12 protein-coding genes are annotated in these 14721 nt (G+C 71.3%); 9 read left to right on the forward strand and 3 right to left on the reverse strand.

Annotated elements, in window-relative coordinates:
• Positions 1–80: 80 nt before the first annotated feature.
• The 4 genes from JHAT_RS11510 (at position 81) to JHAT_RS11525 (ending at position 3075) form a co-directional block, all read left to right on the forward strand.
• Positions 81–749 carry a DUF4097 family beta strand repeat-containing protein gene (locus tag JHAT_RS11510; RefSeq protein WP_077798001.1) on the forward strand — a complete coding sequence of 223 codons (669 nt, stop codon included), beginning with the start codon at positions 81–83 and terminating at the stop codon, positions 747–749.
• Positions 750–778: 29 nt separating this feature from the next.
• Complete coding sequence (locus JHAT_RS11515) at positions 779–1735, forward strand: ATP-binding cassette domain-containing protein (RefSeq protein ID WP_077798002.1); 957 nt, start codon at positions 779–781, stop codon at positions 1733–1735.
• The gene (locus tag JHAT_RS11520) at positions 1732–2532 is read left to right on the forward strand and encodes an ABC transporter permease (RefSeq protein WP_077798003.1); all 801 of its coding nucleotides are present in this window, start codon (positions 1732–1734) and stop codon (positions 2530–2532) included. The genes JHAT_RS11515 and JHAT_RS11520 overlap by 4 nt, the downstream gene beginning before the upstream one ends.
• Before the next feature lie 156 nt (positions 2533–2688).
• Positions 2689–3075: a hypothetical protein gene (locus JHAT_RS11525; RefSeq protein WP_077798004.1), complete on the forward strand. Its 387-nt coding sequence runs from the start codon at positions 2689–2691 to the stop codon at positions 3073–3075.
• A 4-nt stretch (positions 3076–3079) separates the two neighbouring features.
• On the opposite strand, the gene JHAT_RS11530 is transcribed toward JHAT_RS11525, so the two are convergent.
• The 3 genes from JHAT_RS11530 to JHAT_RS11540 form a co-directional block, all read right to left on the reverse strand.
• Complete coding sequence (locus tag JHAT_RS11530) at positions 3080–4720, reverse strand: DNA repair helicase XPB (RefSeq protein ID WP_077798005.1); 1641 nt, start codon at positions 4718–4720, stop codon at positions 3080–3082.
• A gap of 73 nt (positions 4721–4793) precedes the next feature.
• Positions 4794–4982, reverse strand: coding sequence for a hypothetical protein (locus tag JHAT_RS11535; protein ID WP_077798006.1), 189 nt, complete (start codon positions 4980–4982; stop codon positions 4794–4796).
• A gap of 98 nt (positions 4983–5080) precedes the next feature.
• Positions 5081–9499: a Tat pathway signal protein gene (locus JHAT_RS11540; RefSeq protein WP_375603559.1), complete on the reverse strand. Its 4419-nt coding sequence runs from the start codon at positions 9497–9499 to the stop codon at positions 5081–5083.
• A gap of 264 nt (positions 9500–9763) precedes the next feature.
• Here JHAT_RS11540 and JHAT_RS11545 point away from each other — a divergent pair, with 264 nt between their 5' ends.
• Genes JHAT_RS11545 through JHAT_RS11570 form a run of 5 tightly spaced genes read left to right on the forward strand, consistent with a single transcriptional unit; the run spans position 9764 to position 14704 of the window.
• A complete protein-coding gene (locus JHAT_RS11545; protein ID WP_077798008.1) occupies positions 9764–10270 on the forward strand; it encodes a hypothetical protein in 507 nt (168 codons plus the stop codon).
• Positions 10248–11222 carry a hypothetical protein gene (locus JHAT_RS11555; RefSeq protein ID WP_143660407.1) on the forward strand — a complete coding sequence of 325 codons (975 nt, stop codon included), beginning with the start codon at positions 10248–10250 and terminating at the stop codon, positions 11220–11222. Before JHAT_RS11545 ends, JHAT_RS11555 begins: the two co-directional genes overlap by 23 nt.
• A complete protein-coding gene (locus tag JHAT_RS11560; protein WP_253195463.1) occupies positions 11215–12708 on the forward strand; it encodes a peptidoglycan-binding protein in 1494 nt (497 codons plus the stop codon). Before JHAT_RS11555 ends, JHAT_RS11560 begins: the two co-directional genes overlap by 8 nt.
• The gene (locus JHAT_RS11565; RefSeq protein ID WP_107481902.1) at positions 12705–13400 is read left to right on the forward strand and encodes an ABC transporter ATP-binding protein; all 696 of its coding nucleotides are present in this window, start codon (positions 12705–12707) and stop codon (positions 13398–13400) included. The genes JHAT_RS11560 and JHAT_RS11565 overlap by 4 nt, the downstream gene beginning before the upstream one ends.
• Complete coding sequence (locus JHAT_RS11570) at positions 13397–14704, forward strand: ABC transporter permease (RefSeq protein ID WP_253195464.1); 1308 nt, start codon at positions 13397–13399, stop codon at positions 14702–14704. The genes JHAT_RS11565 and JHAT_RS11570 overlap by 4 nt, the downstream gene beginning before the upstream one ends.
• The last annotated feature ends 17 nt before the right edge of the window (positions 14705–14721 follow it).

The following is a 14721-nucleotide window of genomic DNA, read 5'->3' on the forward strand; positions in this document are numbered from 1 at the left end:
ATGCAACGAATCTGTTGCCGCAAACATGAATGCAACGTAGCGTTTCCGGTGTCAGAAACAACGACCCGAAGGAGCGCACCATGCGGTTCGACACCCCCGCCCCCATCTCCGTCGCCCTCGACGTCCCCGCCGGCCGCATCCGGTTCATCGCCGCCGACCGGGCCGACACCGTGGTCGAGGTCCTGCCCGCGGACGCCGGGAAGAGCCGCGACGCGAAGGCGGCGGAGCAGACCAGGGTCGAGTACGGCGACGGCGTCCTGCGGATCGACGGCCCGCCGGCGAAGAACCAGATCCTCGGTCCGTCCGGATCCGTCGAGATCACCGTCCAGCTGCCCACCGGCTCCCACGTCGAGGCGAAGGCCGCCGCCGCGGAGCTGCGGGGCGTCGGACGGCTCGGCGACGTCGTCTTCGAGGGCGCGCAGGGCCCGGTCAAGCTCGACGAGACCGCGAGCGCCCGCCTCACCGTCCTCGCCGGCGACATCTCGGTCGGCCGTCTGGGCGGCCCCGCCGAGATCAGCACCCAGAAGGGCGACGTCCTGGTCACCGAGGCCGTGCGCGGCACGGTCACGCTGCGCACCGAGCACGGCGACATCTCCGTCGGCGCCGCCCGCGGGGTCTCCGCCTCCCTGGACGCCGGCACCGGCTACGGCCGGATCCGCAACACGCTCGACAACGCCGCCGGCGCCGCCGCCGGCCTGGCCGTCCACGCGACCACCGCCTACGGCGACATCACCGCCCGCAGCCTGTGACCCCCACGGCACCCGAAGGAGAACCCCTCATGACCGGCTTGGCCATCGCGGCGCACGGGCTGCGCAAGTCCTACGGCGACAAGACCGTCCTCGACGGCGTCGACCTGACCGTCCCGGAAGGCACGATCTTCTCCCTGCTCGGCCCGAACGGCGCCGGCAAGACCACCGCCGTCAAGATCCTCTCCACCCTCGTCGCCGCGGACGCGGGCGACCTGCGCGTCGCCGGCCACGACCTCGCCACCGGCGCGCAGGCCGTGCGCGCCGCGATCGGCGTCACCGGCCAGTTCTCCGCCGTCGACGGCCTGATCACCGGCGAGGAGAACATGCTCCTGATGGCCGACCTGCACCACCTCTCCCGCGCGGAGGGCCGACGGGTCACCGCCGAACTGCTCGAGCGGTTCGACCTCACCGAAGCCGCGAAGAAGCCCGCCTCCACCTACTCCGGCGGCATGAAGCGGCGCCTCGACATCGCGATGACCCTGGTCGGCGACCCGCGGATCATCTTCCTCGACGAGCCGACCACCGGCCTCGACCCGCGCAGCCGCCACACCATGTGGCAGATCATCCGCGAGCTCGTCACCGGCGGGGTGACCGTCTTCCTCACCACCCAGTACCTGGAGGAGGCCGACCAGCTCGCCGACCGCATCGCGGTGCTGCACGACGGCAGGATCGCCGCCGAGGGCACCGCCGAGGAACTCAAGCGGCTCGTCCCCGGCGGCCACGTCCGGCTCCGCTTCACCGACCCGGCCGCCTACCGCACCGCCGCCACCACGCTGACCGAGGCCGCCCGGGACGACGACGCCCTCGCCCTCCAGCTCCCCAGCGACGGCAGCCAGCGCGCCCTGCGCGCCGTCCTCGACCACCTGGACGCCGCCGGCATCGAAGCCGACGAACTCACCGTCCACACCCCCGACCTCGACGACGTGTTCTTCGCCCTCACCGGTCCCACCGCCGTCCCCGCCCCGTCCAAGGAGGCCGTCCGATGAGCACCCTCGCCCTCGCCGTGCGCGACTCGTCCACCATGCTGCGCCGCAACCTCCTGCACGCCCGGCGCTACCCCTCCCTCACCCTGAACCTGCTGCTCACGCCGGTCATGCTGCTCCTGCTCTTCGTCTACGTCTTCGGTGACGTGATGAGCGCCGGCATCGGGGACGGCGGAGCCGACCGCTCCGCGTACCTCGCCTACCTCATGCCCGGTCTGCTGCTGATGACCGTCGGCTCCACCACGATCGGCACCGCGGTCTCCGTCGCCATGGACATGACCGAGGGGATCATCGCCCGCTTCCGCACCATGGCCATCCACCGGGGCTCCGTGCTCATCGGGCACGTCATCGGCAGCGTGCTGCAGTCGGTCGCCAGCGTGGTCCTCGTCGGCGCCGTCGGCGTGGCCATCGGCTTCCGCTCCACGGACGCCACGGCCCTGGAGTGGCTGGCCGCGCTCGGACTGCTGGTGCTCTTCACCCTGGCGCTCACCTGGATCGCGGTCGGCATGGGCCTGGTCAGCCCGAACGCCGAGGCGGCCGGCAACAACGCGATGCCGCTGATCCTGCTGCCGCTGCTGTCCAGCGCCTTCGTGCCGGTCGACGGAATGCCGGGCTGGTTCCAGCCGATCGCCGAGTACCAGCCCTTCACCCCGGCCATCGAGACCCTGCGCGGCCTGCTGCTCGGCACGGAGATCGGCCACCACGGATGGCTGGCGGTGGCCTGGTGCCTGGGCCTGGCGGTCCTCGGCTACTTCTGGTCGGCCGCCAGGTTCGCCCAGGACCCGAAGCAGCCCTCATGAGGGGACGCGTCATGCCCCGCGCTCCGGCTCCAGGGGCGGCGTACTCCGACACCACGTCGGCGCACGCCGCCCCTTCGGCGTCTGAGTACGCCGACGCGTCCCGGCTGAGTACCCGCGCCGGTGCGTCGGCCACCGCCCGGCCGCTTCACTGGCCGTATGAGCCACCACCACCACGCCGCCGCCCCCGTCCCGTCCGCCTGGCGGGACCGGGCCGAGCGGGACCCCCGCGCCTGGGTGGCGCCCACCGTCGCGACCGTGCTCGGGGCGCTGCTGGCACCCGTGGCGTTCCTGTTCGGCGGACTGTCCGTGATGGCGACCGACAGCTGCGGACCCGACGACTGCTCGCGGGCGCTGACGACCACCCTGGACATGATCTTCGGAACCCTGTCCTACGGCGGCCTTCTCGCGTGCGGCGCCTGGCTGGCCTCCTGGCTGCTGCCCTGGACCCGCCGCTGGTCGGTGCCGCGGGCCTGGCTGGCGGGCCTGTCGCTGCTGCCCTGGCTGTTCGTCCTGGCGCTGGTGTTCAACCTGCCCGAGGGGTGACCGGTCAGCCCTCGGTGAGCAGCTCGTCCGCGTCCATGATCCGGTACGCGTACCCCTGCTCCGCCAGGAACCGCTGGCGGTGCGCCGCGAAGTCCTGGTCGATGGTGTCCCGGGCGACCACGGAGTAGAAGTGGGCCTGGTGCCCGTCCGCCTTGGGCCGCAGCACCCGGCCGAGCCGCTGCGCCTCCTCCTGCCGTGAGCCGAAGGTGCCCGACACCTGGATGGCGACCGTGGCCTCCGGCAGGTCGATCGAGAAGTTCGCGACCTTGGACACCACCAGGACGTTGATCTCGCCCTCCCGGAACGCGTCGAACAGCTTCTCCCGCTGGGCGTTCGACGTCTCGCCCTTGATCACCGGCGCGCCCAGGTGCTCGCCCAGCTCGTCCAGCTGGTCGATGTACTGCCCGATGACGAGGATCTGCTGCCCGGCGAACCGCCGGACGATCGCCTCCGTCACCTTCTGCTTGGTCGCCGTCGTCGAGCAGAAGCGGTACTTCTCCTCCTGCTCCGCCGTCGCGTACGCCAGCCGCTCGGAGTCGGTGAGGTTGACCCGGACCTCGACGCAGTCGGCCGGGGCGATGTAGCCCTGCGCCTCGATCTCCTTCCACGGCGCGTCGAACCGCTTCGGGCCGATCAGCGAGAACACGTCCGACTCGCGGCCGTCCTCGCGGACGAGGGTCGCGGTGAGACCGAGGCGGCGGCGCGCCTGGAGGTCGGCGGTGAACTTGAAGACCGGCGCCGGCAGCAGGTGCACCTCGTCGTAGACGATCAGACCCCAGTCCCGGGAGTCGAACAGCTCCAGGTGCGGGTAGACGCCCTTGCGGCGCGTCGTCAGCACCTGGTACGTGGCGATGGTGACGGGCCGGATCTCCTTCCTCGTCCCGCTGTACTCGCCGATCTCGTCCTCGGTCAGCGACGTCCGCTTCACCAGCTCGTGCTTCCACTGCCGGGCCGAGACGGTGTTGGTGACGAGGATCAGCGTCGTGGACTTCGCCTGCGCCATCGCCCCGGCGCCCACCAGCGTCTTGCCCGCGCCGCACGGCAGGACGACGACCCCGCTGCCGCCGTGCCAGAAGTTCTCCACGGCCTGCTTCTGGTACGGGCGCAGCGCCCACCCGTCCTCGGCCAGCTCGATCGGGTGCGCCTCGCCGTCGACGTACCCGGCGAGGTCCTCGGCGGGCCAGCCCAGCTTCAGCAGCGTCTGCTTGATCTGCCCCCGCTCGGAGGGGTGCACCACCACCGTGTCGGCGTCGATGCGGGCGCCGACCAGCGGGGCGATCCGCTTCGACTTCAGCACCTCCTCCAGCACCGGCCGGTCGGTGGTCGTCAGGACCAGTCCGTGCGCCGGGTGCTTGGAGAGGGTGAGGCGGCCGTAGCGGTCCATCGTCTCGGCGATGTCGACGAGCAGCGCGTGCGGCACCGGGTAGCGGCTGTACTGCACGAGCGCGTCCACGACCTGCTCGGCGTCGTGCCCCGCCGCCCGCGCGTTCCACAGCCCCAGCGGGGTCACCCGGTAGGTGTGGATGTGCTCCGGGGCCCGCTCCAGCTCGGCGAAGGGAGCGATGGCACGGCGGCAGTCGTCGGCCTGCTCGTGATCGACCTCGAGCAGCAGGGTCTTGTCGGACTGGACGATCAGGCAGGACATGCATACCTCCGCGGGATGGGCGCCACCCTCCATGGTCGCCCATGGCGCGGATTGCGGGACCGGGTGACCGGGGTCACGACGCGGCCCGCCGGGCGTCGATCACTCCCCCGACGGTGAGGACGACGGCGGGCAGGACGATCAGCGCGAAGGCCATCAGCCAGCCCATGCGCTTCGTCGTGCGCCGCGCGACCTTCACGCAGAGGAGGATCGCGGGGCCCAGGTAGAGGAGGATGCCGAAGAAGATCAGGTACAAGAAGCCCACGAGAAACGCTCCCTTGCTCGGACGGGAAAGAGGGGGCTGGTCCGTGCAGACCGGCCCCCTCCCGTCTCACCGCATTAAAACACCGGTGCGCTCAGCCCCTAGGGGGTGAGGTTGACGGTGAACCTGTTCTCGGGCTCGTCGCAGTGGACCACCCAGTCGGGCCGGTTCCCCGGCTCGTCACCGAAGACGGGGACCGGGGCGTCCACGCCCCACGGGTTGCCCCCGCTGCCGCGGATGTACGACTCGCACGTGCCGTATGCGTTGCCGTTGGGAGCGGTGGCAGGGAAGTTGGAGAAGTTCCTCCAGTCACCGCCGCTCACCTTGTGGCTCGACGGGCGGCCGAGGTTGTCGGTCATGTGGTCGTCGACGTACACGTACAGGTCGGGCATGTAGGACTGGTAGACCATCCCGTTCGACGGGTTCGCGTCCCCGTTCTCCTCCCTGTGCGTCGGCTTCACGGACCCGTCGGCGCAGAACGCGGCCGAGATGTCGTGCCAGATCGGCGGGGCGTTGCCGATCATGGAGCCCCACATGTTGCTGTTCCACGAACCGCTGTTCTTGAAGAACATCGAGTAGACGTCCCCGGCGAAGTTCTTCACCGCGTAGTTCGTCTCGAGGTTCGAGTTGATCTCGTCGACCCACGCCTTGACGTTGTCGTTGATGTACTTGTGGCCGATCATCGCGCGGTAGCCGTGGACGCCGCCGCCGACGGCGCGGAAGTCCACGCACTCCTTGGCGTCGTCCAGACGCGCGCCGCGGAAGTGCGGGAAGTACGCCTGACCCGGCGTGTCCCCGTCCGCGTACGGACGCGACGAGCGGACGTCGCCGTACTCCAGCGCGTCCTGCGTGGTGTAGTCGATGTCCGGCGCGGGGATCCCGTAGTCCGCCTCGATCGTCTTCATGATCTTCGTGACGAAGGTGGGGAGGTGGGCGTTGCCGACGCGGGCGCGGTAGTCCGAGCCCACGCTGCCCTCGACGATCTTCCCGTCCTCGCCGACCACGAAGGTCACGTGCACATCGGACTTGATCTTGTAGCTGTTGGGGTCCTTGAACGCCTCGGACGCCGGCTCGGACGTGTCCGGGCGCTGGTTGGACATGGCCATCCAGACCGGGATCGACATCGCGGGCGCCGAGCCGTCGGCGCGCGGCACCCAGCCGCCGGCCTTGATGTCCGCGGCCCAGGCGTCGGCCGCGTCCCACGTCTTCTGCCCGGTGCACTCACCGACGGCCTGCGCCGTCGGGCAGCGTGCCTCGGAGGTCAGGCCGTACGCGTCCGCCTCGGTGTTGTTCCACAGCGGACCCTGGTAGGCGAGCCCCATGCCCCAGTCGTAGAGGGACTTCATCGACCGCACCGGGGAGTTGATCTCGGTGGAGATCGGCCAGTTGGAGTTCAGCTCCTGGTTCGGGTCGAAGACCGAGACGGCCGACAGGGAGCGCTGCACGAAGCTGCCCTTGATCGGCTTGAACGCCACGGAGTTCCAGGCGACGTCGCGGTCGGCCGTGCCCGTCTTGGTGAAGTTGGTCAGCGTGACCTTCGGCGTGGACGTGAACTTGTAGGCGCCCAGCGACACCCACTTGCCGTTGTTCGCGTTCTGGTCGACGTACCGCTCGTACGGCCCGCCCGAGGCGCCGGTGATGACGTACCGGGCGTGCCGGGTCTGCGCGCCGGTGTCGGGGATGTACGCGTAGACGGCCGCCAGGTCGTAGGACTTGCCCGCCGTCCAGGTGCCGTCGATCGTCATCCGGTTGCCGTCGCCGCCGAGGTGGTCCTCGTTACGGGTGTGGGTGTACCAGAAGTGGCCGCCCTGACCGCCGCCGATGGAGTGCAGATCGGCCTTGGCCTCGTAGTTGCCGTCCCAGTCCGGATAGAACGTGAACTGGAAACTGCCCGTGGACGAGGCCGCCCCGCACGACGACCAGGTCTGCGTGCCGGTCGGTATGGACGTCACGACGTCCGAGCCCGAGGGGGCGGTGCCGCACACCGGTGTGCCGTTCTTCAGCCGGTATCCGCGGCCCGGTTCGGAGCGCAGGGTGACGTACTTGATGTTCTCGTTGCCACACGTCTGGTCGCAGTTGGTCTTCCAGGTGGCGTTCTCCTGGTTCCACCAGAACTGCCGGTAGCAGGCCTCGTCCGGGCAGTCGACCGGGCTGGTGGTGCTGCAGTTGTTCTTCGCGTTGCAGAACGTGTCCAGCTGCGGGCTGACGGCACTGCGGTCCTGGACGGTCAGCCACCAGGCCGGCTGGAAACCGGCCGAGGAGAACCCGGACTCCCCCTGCCAGTCCTGCCGGCCGTCGGTGGAGTAGGAGAAACCGGTGTCGATGGACCAGGCGGACCAGCCCATCACCTTCTCCTCGTAGGGCCAGTACTGCGGGTGCGCCGCGTCACGGATGTTGTCGGGGTCGAGGCTGACGTCCATGAACGGGTGGTCCCAGGCGCCCTCCTTGTACATGGGGTTCGCCGGGTTGTTGTACCAGCCCAGACCCCAGTGGCCGCCGTTCTTGCCCGATTCGGACGGCGGGTTGAAGCCGAGGTTGTAGTTCCAGGCGGCGGTGAACCAGTTCTCCACCCGGGCGGGGTCGTCGTTGTTGACCGTGATCCGCTGCCCGTCGGTGTGCACCTCGTTCCACTTGTCCGCGAGGATCTTCATGGAGGCGGCGATGTTGGCGGCGTAGTCGACCGCGATGATCTTCTGGAGCGACGGGTCGAGACTCGTCTCCCCGGTCTTCTCGTGGCCCGCCAGCCGCATGCCGTCCGTGACCTGTCCGACGCCGTAACCGCAGTCGGAGTCGTCCCAGTTGATGCGCCAGTAGCCGAGCAGAGTGTCCTTGGCGTCGTGGCCGTAGTAGCCGTCGACGGCCGCCAGTGGGTTGCCCATCTGGCCAGGGATGGCCCCCGACTCGGCCTGCCACAGGTTGGACTCCTGCGCCAGGATGCCGAGCAGCACGTTGGCCGGGATGCGCCCGCCGCCCTTGAGCTCCGGGCGGGGGAACAGGCCCTGCGGGTCGATCGTGCCGAGGCCGGCCTGGTTGCGGTAGTCGCCCTGGCGGAGCCAGTTGCCGCGCAGCTCACCGCGTACGGCCATGTCGACCGCCCACTCCACCTGGTTCGGCGTCGGCTGGAGCGCCTGGAGGCTCATGTCGTTGCGGGAGACGGAGCACCAGCGGTCGGTGTCGCGCGGGTCGTGGGAGACGGTCGCGGCCGCGGTGCGGGACAGCTTCCTCGGCTCGGTGCCGCCGGTCAGAGCGGGGGAGAGACCGTCGTCCAGGCGCGGCTCCGTCGAGACGACCCGCTGCTCGACCTTCTCGCCCGTCGTGGTGGCGGTCGAGGTGATGGTGAGTGTGGTGTCGTCCTTGGTCGCCGCCGCCGGGGGCTCGCCCGAGCGGTCGCGCACGCCGGCCTGGGGCTCGTCCACCTTGTCGAAGCCCTTGCCGACCGCCTTGATGCGGGTCAGCCCGGCGCGGACACCGGGGGTGAGGACGGGCTCGACGGCGAGGCGGCCGTGCGAGGAGACGGACGTGTCGGCCGGGGCGTCCAGCGCGGTGACGCCGGTGCCCGCCACCTTCACGTTCCGGGCCTTGCCGGTGAGGAAGGCGCGGCCGTCAGCTCCGGAGGACAGGTCGAGGTCGCCGAGGGGGCCGGTGGCCACCGTCTTCGGCGTGCCCTTGCCGCCGTACACCTTGGCCTGCGCCGTCTTCGTGCCCTTGCGGTCCACGAAGCCGACCCGGCCGTCCGCCAGGGGGCGGATGTCGAAGGGGATGCTGTCGCCCGTGGCGAGCCGACGGGTCTTCCCCTTCCCGTCGATGTGGACGAGGTCGCGGCCGAGTCCGGCGACGAAGCCGTCCTTCACGGGGGCCGCCGACGACACCTGACCACGCAGCTCACCGGAGGTCAGCACCGTCTTGCCGGCCGTGTCCACGGTGATGACCCGCGTCTTGACCTGTGACGGGTCGTTCATGTCCTGGTACTGGGTGAACGCCGCGGTGTGCGTGGTGGTGTTGCAGGTGGGGTCGAAGTAGGCGAGCGTCGCCGTGAACGGCAGCTTCGTGACGTCGCCCGTGCTGGTGTTCACGATCGCGGTGAACGCGCCGCCCTGCATCAGGTCCGGCTTGTTCGTGAAGGCGCGCGGTGCGTACACGGCGGCGACATGGGTGTCGTCCATGACGCACTGGTTGCCGATCCAGGAGTCGGCGGGCATGCCCGGCTCGTTGAGGACGGCCGCCGTCTGCCACGCGTACGCCGTGCTTGACTCGGCGGTGAGGATGCGCAGGCCGTCGGCGTCGGCGGCGGCGGTGACGGCCCGGTCCTGGGAGGTGTCCCAGCCCTTGCCGAGTTGTTCGTCGGGGTGGGCCACCCGGCCCGAACCCGTGGGCTGGGTAACGGGTTCGGGCGTCGGCTTCGCCGGCGGCGCCTGGGGCGCGGCGGCCTGTGCCGCACCGCTCTGTATCAGCCCGGCGAGGACGGCGGTGGCCGCGAGGACCACCATCCCCGCACGGACCGTTCTGTGGTGTCTCAACACGGCTTCTTTCGTTTGCAGTTGTGAAGTTTCGAGCCCCGGATGAGTGGGACACGTCAACGCCGCGTCACACTAACAACTCAGTCCCTTCACAGGAATTGGTTTGAACCATGTGGTACTTGTCATCTGCATGGATCCTCTTCGGGCTCCCCGAAGGCTCTTGACTGACAAGTTCATGACCGGCCATGATCCCGGTCGGGACGTTGGTCTAGACCGTGGCCGGGGGTCAACCGGGGCTTCCGGAACGGCTTATGGAGGGGAAGACACATGCGCTTGAGACGAGCGGGACTCGCTGTCGTCGCCGCACTGTCCGCAGTCGCGGCCGTCGCGTCCACCGGGGGGTCGGCGAACGCCGCGACGACCACCAAGAAGGTGAGCGACAACTGCGTCCACGCCGGCTGCACCGAGGGCGACCTGATCCTCAACTACCACTCGGTGGCCACGTCGGGCCAGGGCAACCCGTCGGGCAGCTTCGCCAAGTTCTACGGCAACGTCTACGACCTGGCCGGCACCTACGTCTCCTACAACGGCGGCGCCTCGGTGACCCACTACGTCTACGTGTTCTACCCGAACTACGGTGACGGCAGCGGGCAGGCGGTCAAGAACAACGCCGCCTCCGCCAACAACTGCTCCGCCGTGGACGGTTACCGCGTGTACTACAACTCGGGCTACGCGGGCCACTCGCAGTCCATCCCGCACTACTACGGCTGCGCCTCCAGCACCAACCTCGACGCCACGCTGAAGAACAACAATGCCTCAGTCCACTGGGCCTGACCGCAGGCGCGGATTCCGGATCGCGGCGGCAGCCGTCGCCGCCGCGTCCGTCGCCCTCGCGGGGTGCTCCTCGTCGTCGGAGGGGTCCGACGCCGGGGGCACCGCCGCCGCGAGGGCGGCCACGGCGGTCGGCGACACGTCGAAGTGGCCGCAGACCGTGGCGGACCAAGGGCTCGTCAAGGGCCTGACGCTTCCTTTGCAGCCATACATGCAGACGTATCAGGACGCGATGGTGATCGAGCGCGCGGCCCGCACGCTCCAGACGGAGTGCATGGCCGACTACGGCTTCACCGTCGTCTTCCCCCCGGTGGGGGTGAACCCGCCGCCGAACGCGGACGACTCGAACATGCCGCGCCGGTACGGGATCAGCGACCGGGCAGCGGCCGCGAAGTACGGGTACCAGCTGCCCCCGGACGCCGCGGAACATCCCGCTCCGCTGAACCTGTCCCCGGCTGCCACCGCCGTCCTCACCGGACGCAAGGGCACCGATCCGCGGGCCGAGCCCGCACCGCCGACGTACAACGGCCGGAAGATCCCGGAGGGCGGCTGCCAGCAGCAGGCGTTCGACGAGCTCGGTGCGCGCATCGACTTCACCCTGCCCTCCCGGCTCGACCACGACAGCCTGGTGAAATCGCAGGAGGACCCCCGCGTGCGGCCGGTGATCGGTGCCTGGTCCACCTGCATGAAGGGCAAGGGCTACACGGTCGCCGACCCGTTCGCCGCCGTCGACATGGCGTTCCGCAACGGCGCGGGAGCCGCGGACCAGAAGCAGATCACCCTCGCCCTCGCGGACATCGACTGCAAGAAGGAGACGAACCTGATCGCCGTCTGGCACAAGGTGGACGCCGAGATCCAGTCGCGGCAGGTCGAGCAGAACCAGCTCGCCCTGGAGCAGCTGAAGGACAGGAACGTCAAGGCGGTCAAGGCCGCGGAAGCGGCGCTCCGTGGCTGAGCGTGCCGTGACCCTCGTCGGGGACGACGACGCCGAACCCTCCGCGGGCCGGCAGCTGGCCCGGCGCCGGCGCGTGCTCGTCACGGCCCTGATCGGGGCCGTCGCCGTGTCGGGCCTGGGCATCGGCGCGTCGCAGGTCATCAAGTCGCCCGCGCAGGCGGCGGCCGACACCGCGGCCCCGCCGCCCAGCGTGATGACCGCCCCGGTGGAGAAGCGCGTCCTGCGCAACTCCGTGATCGTCCGGGGCATGGTCGCCGCCGAGCAGTCCGTGGACGTCACGCCCTCCGGCTCCGCGCAGGAGGGCGCCGGCGGCACCGTGATCACCGCGGTCGGGGTGCGGGCCGGCGAGAGCGTCCGGCCGGGCGAGGTCCTGCTCGAGGTCTCCGGACGTCCCGTCATCGCGCTGCCGGGCAAGCTGCCGGTCTACCGCGACCTCGAGCCCGGCGTCGAGGGCAAGGACGTCGCCCAGCTCCAGCAGGCGCTCGACGGGACGGGCCACTCGGTGGGCGGCGACCGGAAGGGGTACTTCGGCGCCGGCACCAAGGCGGCCCTGAACGACCTGTACCGCAGCGCCGGCTACGACCCGCTGCCCGCCGACCCGGACGGTGAAGCCACCCTGGCGGGCGCCCGCGACGCGGTGACCGAGGCCCGCCGGCACCTCGAGGACCTCCAGGCCGCCGCCGCGCAGCCGGCCCCCGCGCAGCCGGCCGGCTCCGGCGACGGAAAGGGATCCGACGGGTCCTCGGCGGTGTCCCCCGCCCACCGGTCCGTGGAGATCGACCGCGCCCGCGAGGACCTGGAGCAGGCCCAGGAGGACCTGGCGAAGGCCGAGGCCGGCAACGGCCCGATGCTGCCCGCCTCCGAAGTGGTGTACGTGCAGAGCTTCCCCGCCCGGGTGAGCAGCGTCGGCGCCGTCGTGGGACACCAGGTCCAGGGCAGCGCGATGACGATCTCGGCGGGGCGCCTGGTGGTGACCGGAACGCTCTCCCGCAGTCAGCGCGGCCTGGTCCGGCCGGGACAGCGCGTCGAGATCCTCTCCGAACTCGACGGCACCACGGCCCAGGCCGAGGTCCGTGCCGTGGCGGAGACCGTGGACCCCGTCCGCGGCCAGGGTGACTCCGGCGGCGGCCCCGAGGCGGACGCCGCGCCCGGCGACGGCACCGCCCCCGGCTACGCCGTCACGGTGACGCCGGACAAGCCGCTCGCCGACTCGATGACGGGACAGGACGTACGCCTCACCATCCGCACGGCCGCCACCAAGGGCGAGGTCCTCGTCGTCCCCGTGTCCGCGATCTCCGCGGGAGCGGACGGCGCCACGACGGTGACGGTCGTCGGGCCCGACGGCACCCAGCGGCGCGTCGCGGTGACGACCGGCGCCTCGGGCGACGGATACGTGGAGGTCCGGCCGGTGGCGGGGACCAGGCTCACGGCCGGCGAGAAGGTCGTCACCGGCGCCGCCGCGACCGGGGCGGGGGGCGGCGCGTGACCGTGCCGGTGATCTCGCTGGAGCGGGTCGCGCTCACCTATCCGGGGCCGCCCGCGGTCACGGCCCTGCTCCCGTGCGACCTCACGGTCCACGAGGGGGATTTCGTGACCGTCGTCGGGCCCTCCGGATCCGGCAAGTCGACGTTCCTGAACATCGTCGGCCTGCTGGACTCCCCGACGGAGGGCCGCTACCTGCTGGGCGGCACCGACACCGGCCGGCTCGGCGACGCCGCGCGCTCGGCGCTGCGGGGCCGGCGCATCGGCTTCGTCTTCCAGGCGTTCCACCTGCTTCCCCACCGCACCGCGGCGGAGAACGTGCAGCTCGCCCTCGTGTACCAGCGTGTCCCGCGCCGGGAGCGGACGGCGCGCGCCCGCGAGGTGCTGGCCCGGGTCGGCCTCGGCCACCGGACCGACGCCCTGCCCACCACCCTCTCGGGCGGCGAACGGCAGCGCGTCGCGATCGCCCGGGCCCTGGTGGGCTCCCCGTCGGTGCTGCTCTGCGACGAGCCGACCGGCAACCTCGACTCCGCCACCTCGGAACAGGTCCTCGGCCTGCTCGAGGAACTGAACGCCGACGGAGTGACGATCGTCGTCATCACCCACGACCCCGCGGTCGCCGCGCGCGGCACCCGGACGCTGTCCATCCGCGACGGGGTCCTCGCCGAGCCGCAGCCCCAGGGGGTTCCCGCGTGACGCGCCGCGTCCTGCACCGCCTCCTGCACCGGATGCCGCACGGGCCGTGGTCCGCCCGCCGTACGCGGACGACCGGGTCCGGCCGCGCCGAGGCCACCGTGCTCACGCGCTTCTCCTGGCGGGACGCGCTGGCCGAGGCCACCGTCGGCATCCTCCAGCGTCCGGCCCGGGCCACCCTCACCGCCCTCGGCACCGTCCTGGGCGTCGGCTCGTTCGTCGCCGTGCTCGGTCTCACCGCCACCGCGGCCTCGCAGATCGACAGCCGCTTCACCATGCTCGCCGCCACCGAGGTCACCGTCCACGACATCGCCCGCCAGCACACCGAGTTCGTCCCGCTCGCGTTCCCGGACGACGCCGCCCGACGGGTCGAGCGCCTCAACGGGGTCGAGCACGCGGGGGTGTTGTGGCCCGTGCAGTTCCGCGACGGCCGCCAGGTGAGCTCCTCCCCGGTCGCCGACACCTCCGCCGGCCGGCAGATCCAGGTCGTGGCGGCCTCCTCCGGCGCCGTCCGGGCCGCCGAGCCCGAACTGCGCCAGGGGCGTCTGTTCGACACCTGGCACGACACCACCCGGCAGCGCGTCGCCGTGCTCGGCACGGGCATGGCCGGCCGGCTCGGCATCACCACCCTGGACACCCACCCGGCCGTCTTCATCGGCGACGACGCGTTCACGGTCGTCGGCATCGTCGGCGACGTGCGACGCCGGGCCGACCTGCTGCTGTCCGTGATCGTCCCCCGCAGCACGGCCCAGGAACTGTGGGGCCCGCCCAAGGACGGCGCGGACATGCTCGTCTCCACCCGCGTCGGCGCCGCCCAGCAGGTCGCCCGCGAGGTCCCCTACGCGCTGCGCCCCGACCACCCCGAGTACTTCGAGGCCGTACCGCCGCCCGACCCCAGGAGCCTGCGCAGCGGCGTCAGCGACGACCTCGGCCAGCTGTTCCTGCTCCTGGCCGCCGTCTCCCTGTTCATCGGCGCGGTCGGCATCGCCAACACCACCCTGGTCGCCGTGATGGAACGCACCGGGGAGATCGGACTCCGGCGGGCGCTGGGGGCCCGCTCCCGGCACGTCCTCACCCAGTTCCTCACCGAGTCGGCCGTCCTCGGCTCCCTCGGCGGCGTGATCGGCACCTCCCTGGGAGTCCTCGCGGTCGTCGGCGTCGCGGTCGCCCGGGACTGGACGCCGGTGGTCCAGCCGACGACGGTGCTCGCCGCGCCGCTGATCGGCCTCGCCACCGGCGCACTGGCCGGGCTCTACCCCGCCTGGCGCGCCGCCCGCATCCAGCCCGTCGAAGCACTCCGGCGCTGATCACGCCCCGGCCACGA

It is taken from the genome of Streptomyces sp. JHA26 (assembly GCF_002005565.1).
Taxonomy (GTDB): domain Bacteria; phylum Actinomycetota; class Actinomycetes; order Streptomycetales; family Streptomycetaceae; genus Streptomyces.

Coding starts and splice junctions, on each gene's coding strand:
- JHAT_RS11520 (WP_077798003.1), top strand. CDS start 1,732: ATGAGCACCCTCGCCCTCGCCGTGCGCGACTCGTCCACCATGCTGCGC.
- JHAT_RS11555 (WP_143660407.1), top strand. CDS start 10,248: ATGCCTCAGTCCACTGGGCCTGACCGCAGGCGCGGATTCCGGATCGCG.
- JHAT_RS11525 (WP_077798004.1), top strand. CDS start 2,689: ATGAGCCACCACCACCACGCCGCCGCCCCCGTCCCGTCCGCCTGGCGG.
- JHAT_RS11545 (WP_077798008.1), top strand. CDS start 9,764: ATGCGCTTGAGACGAGCGGGACTCGCTGTCGTCGCCGCACTGTCCGCA.
- JHAT_RS11510 (WP_077798001.1), top strand. CDS start 81: ATGCGGTTCGACACCCCCGCCCCCATCTCCGTCGCCCTCGACGTCCCC.
- JHAT_RS11515 (WP_077798002.1), top strand. CDS start 779: ATGACCGGCTTGGCCATCGCGGCGCACGGGCTGCGCAAGTCCTACGGC.
- JHAT_RS11530 (WP_077798005.1), bottom strand. CDS start 4,720: ATGTCCTGCCTGATCGTCCAGTCCGACAAGACCCTGCTGCTCGAGGTC.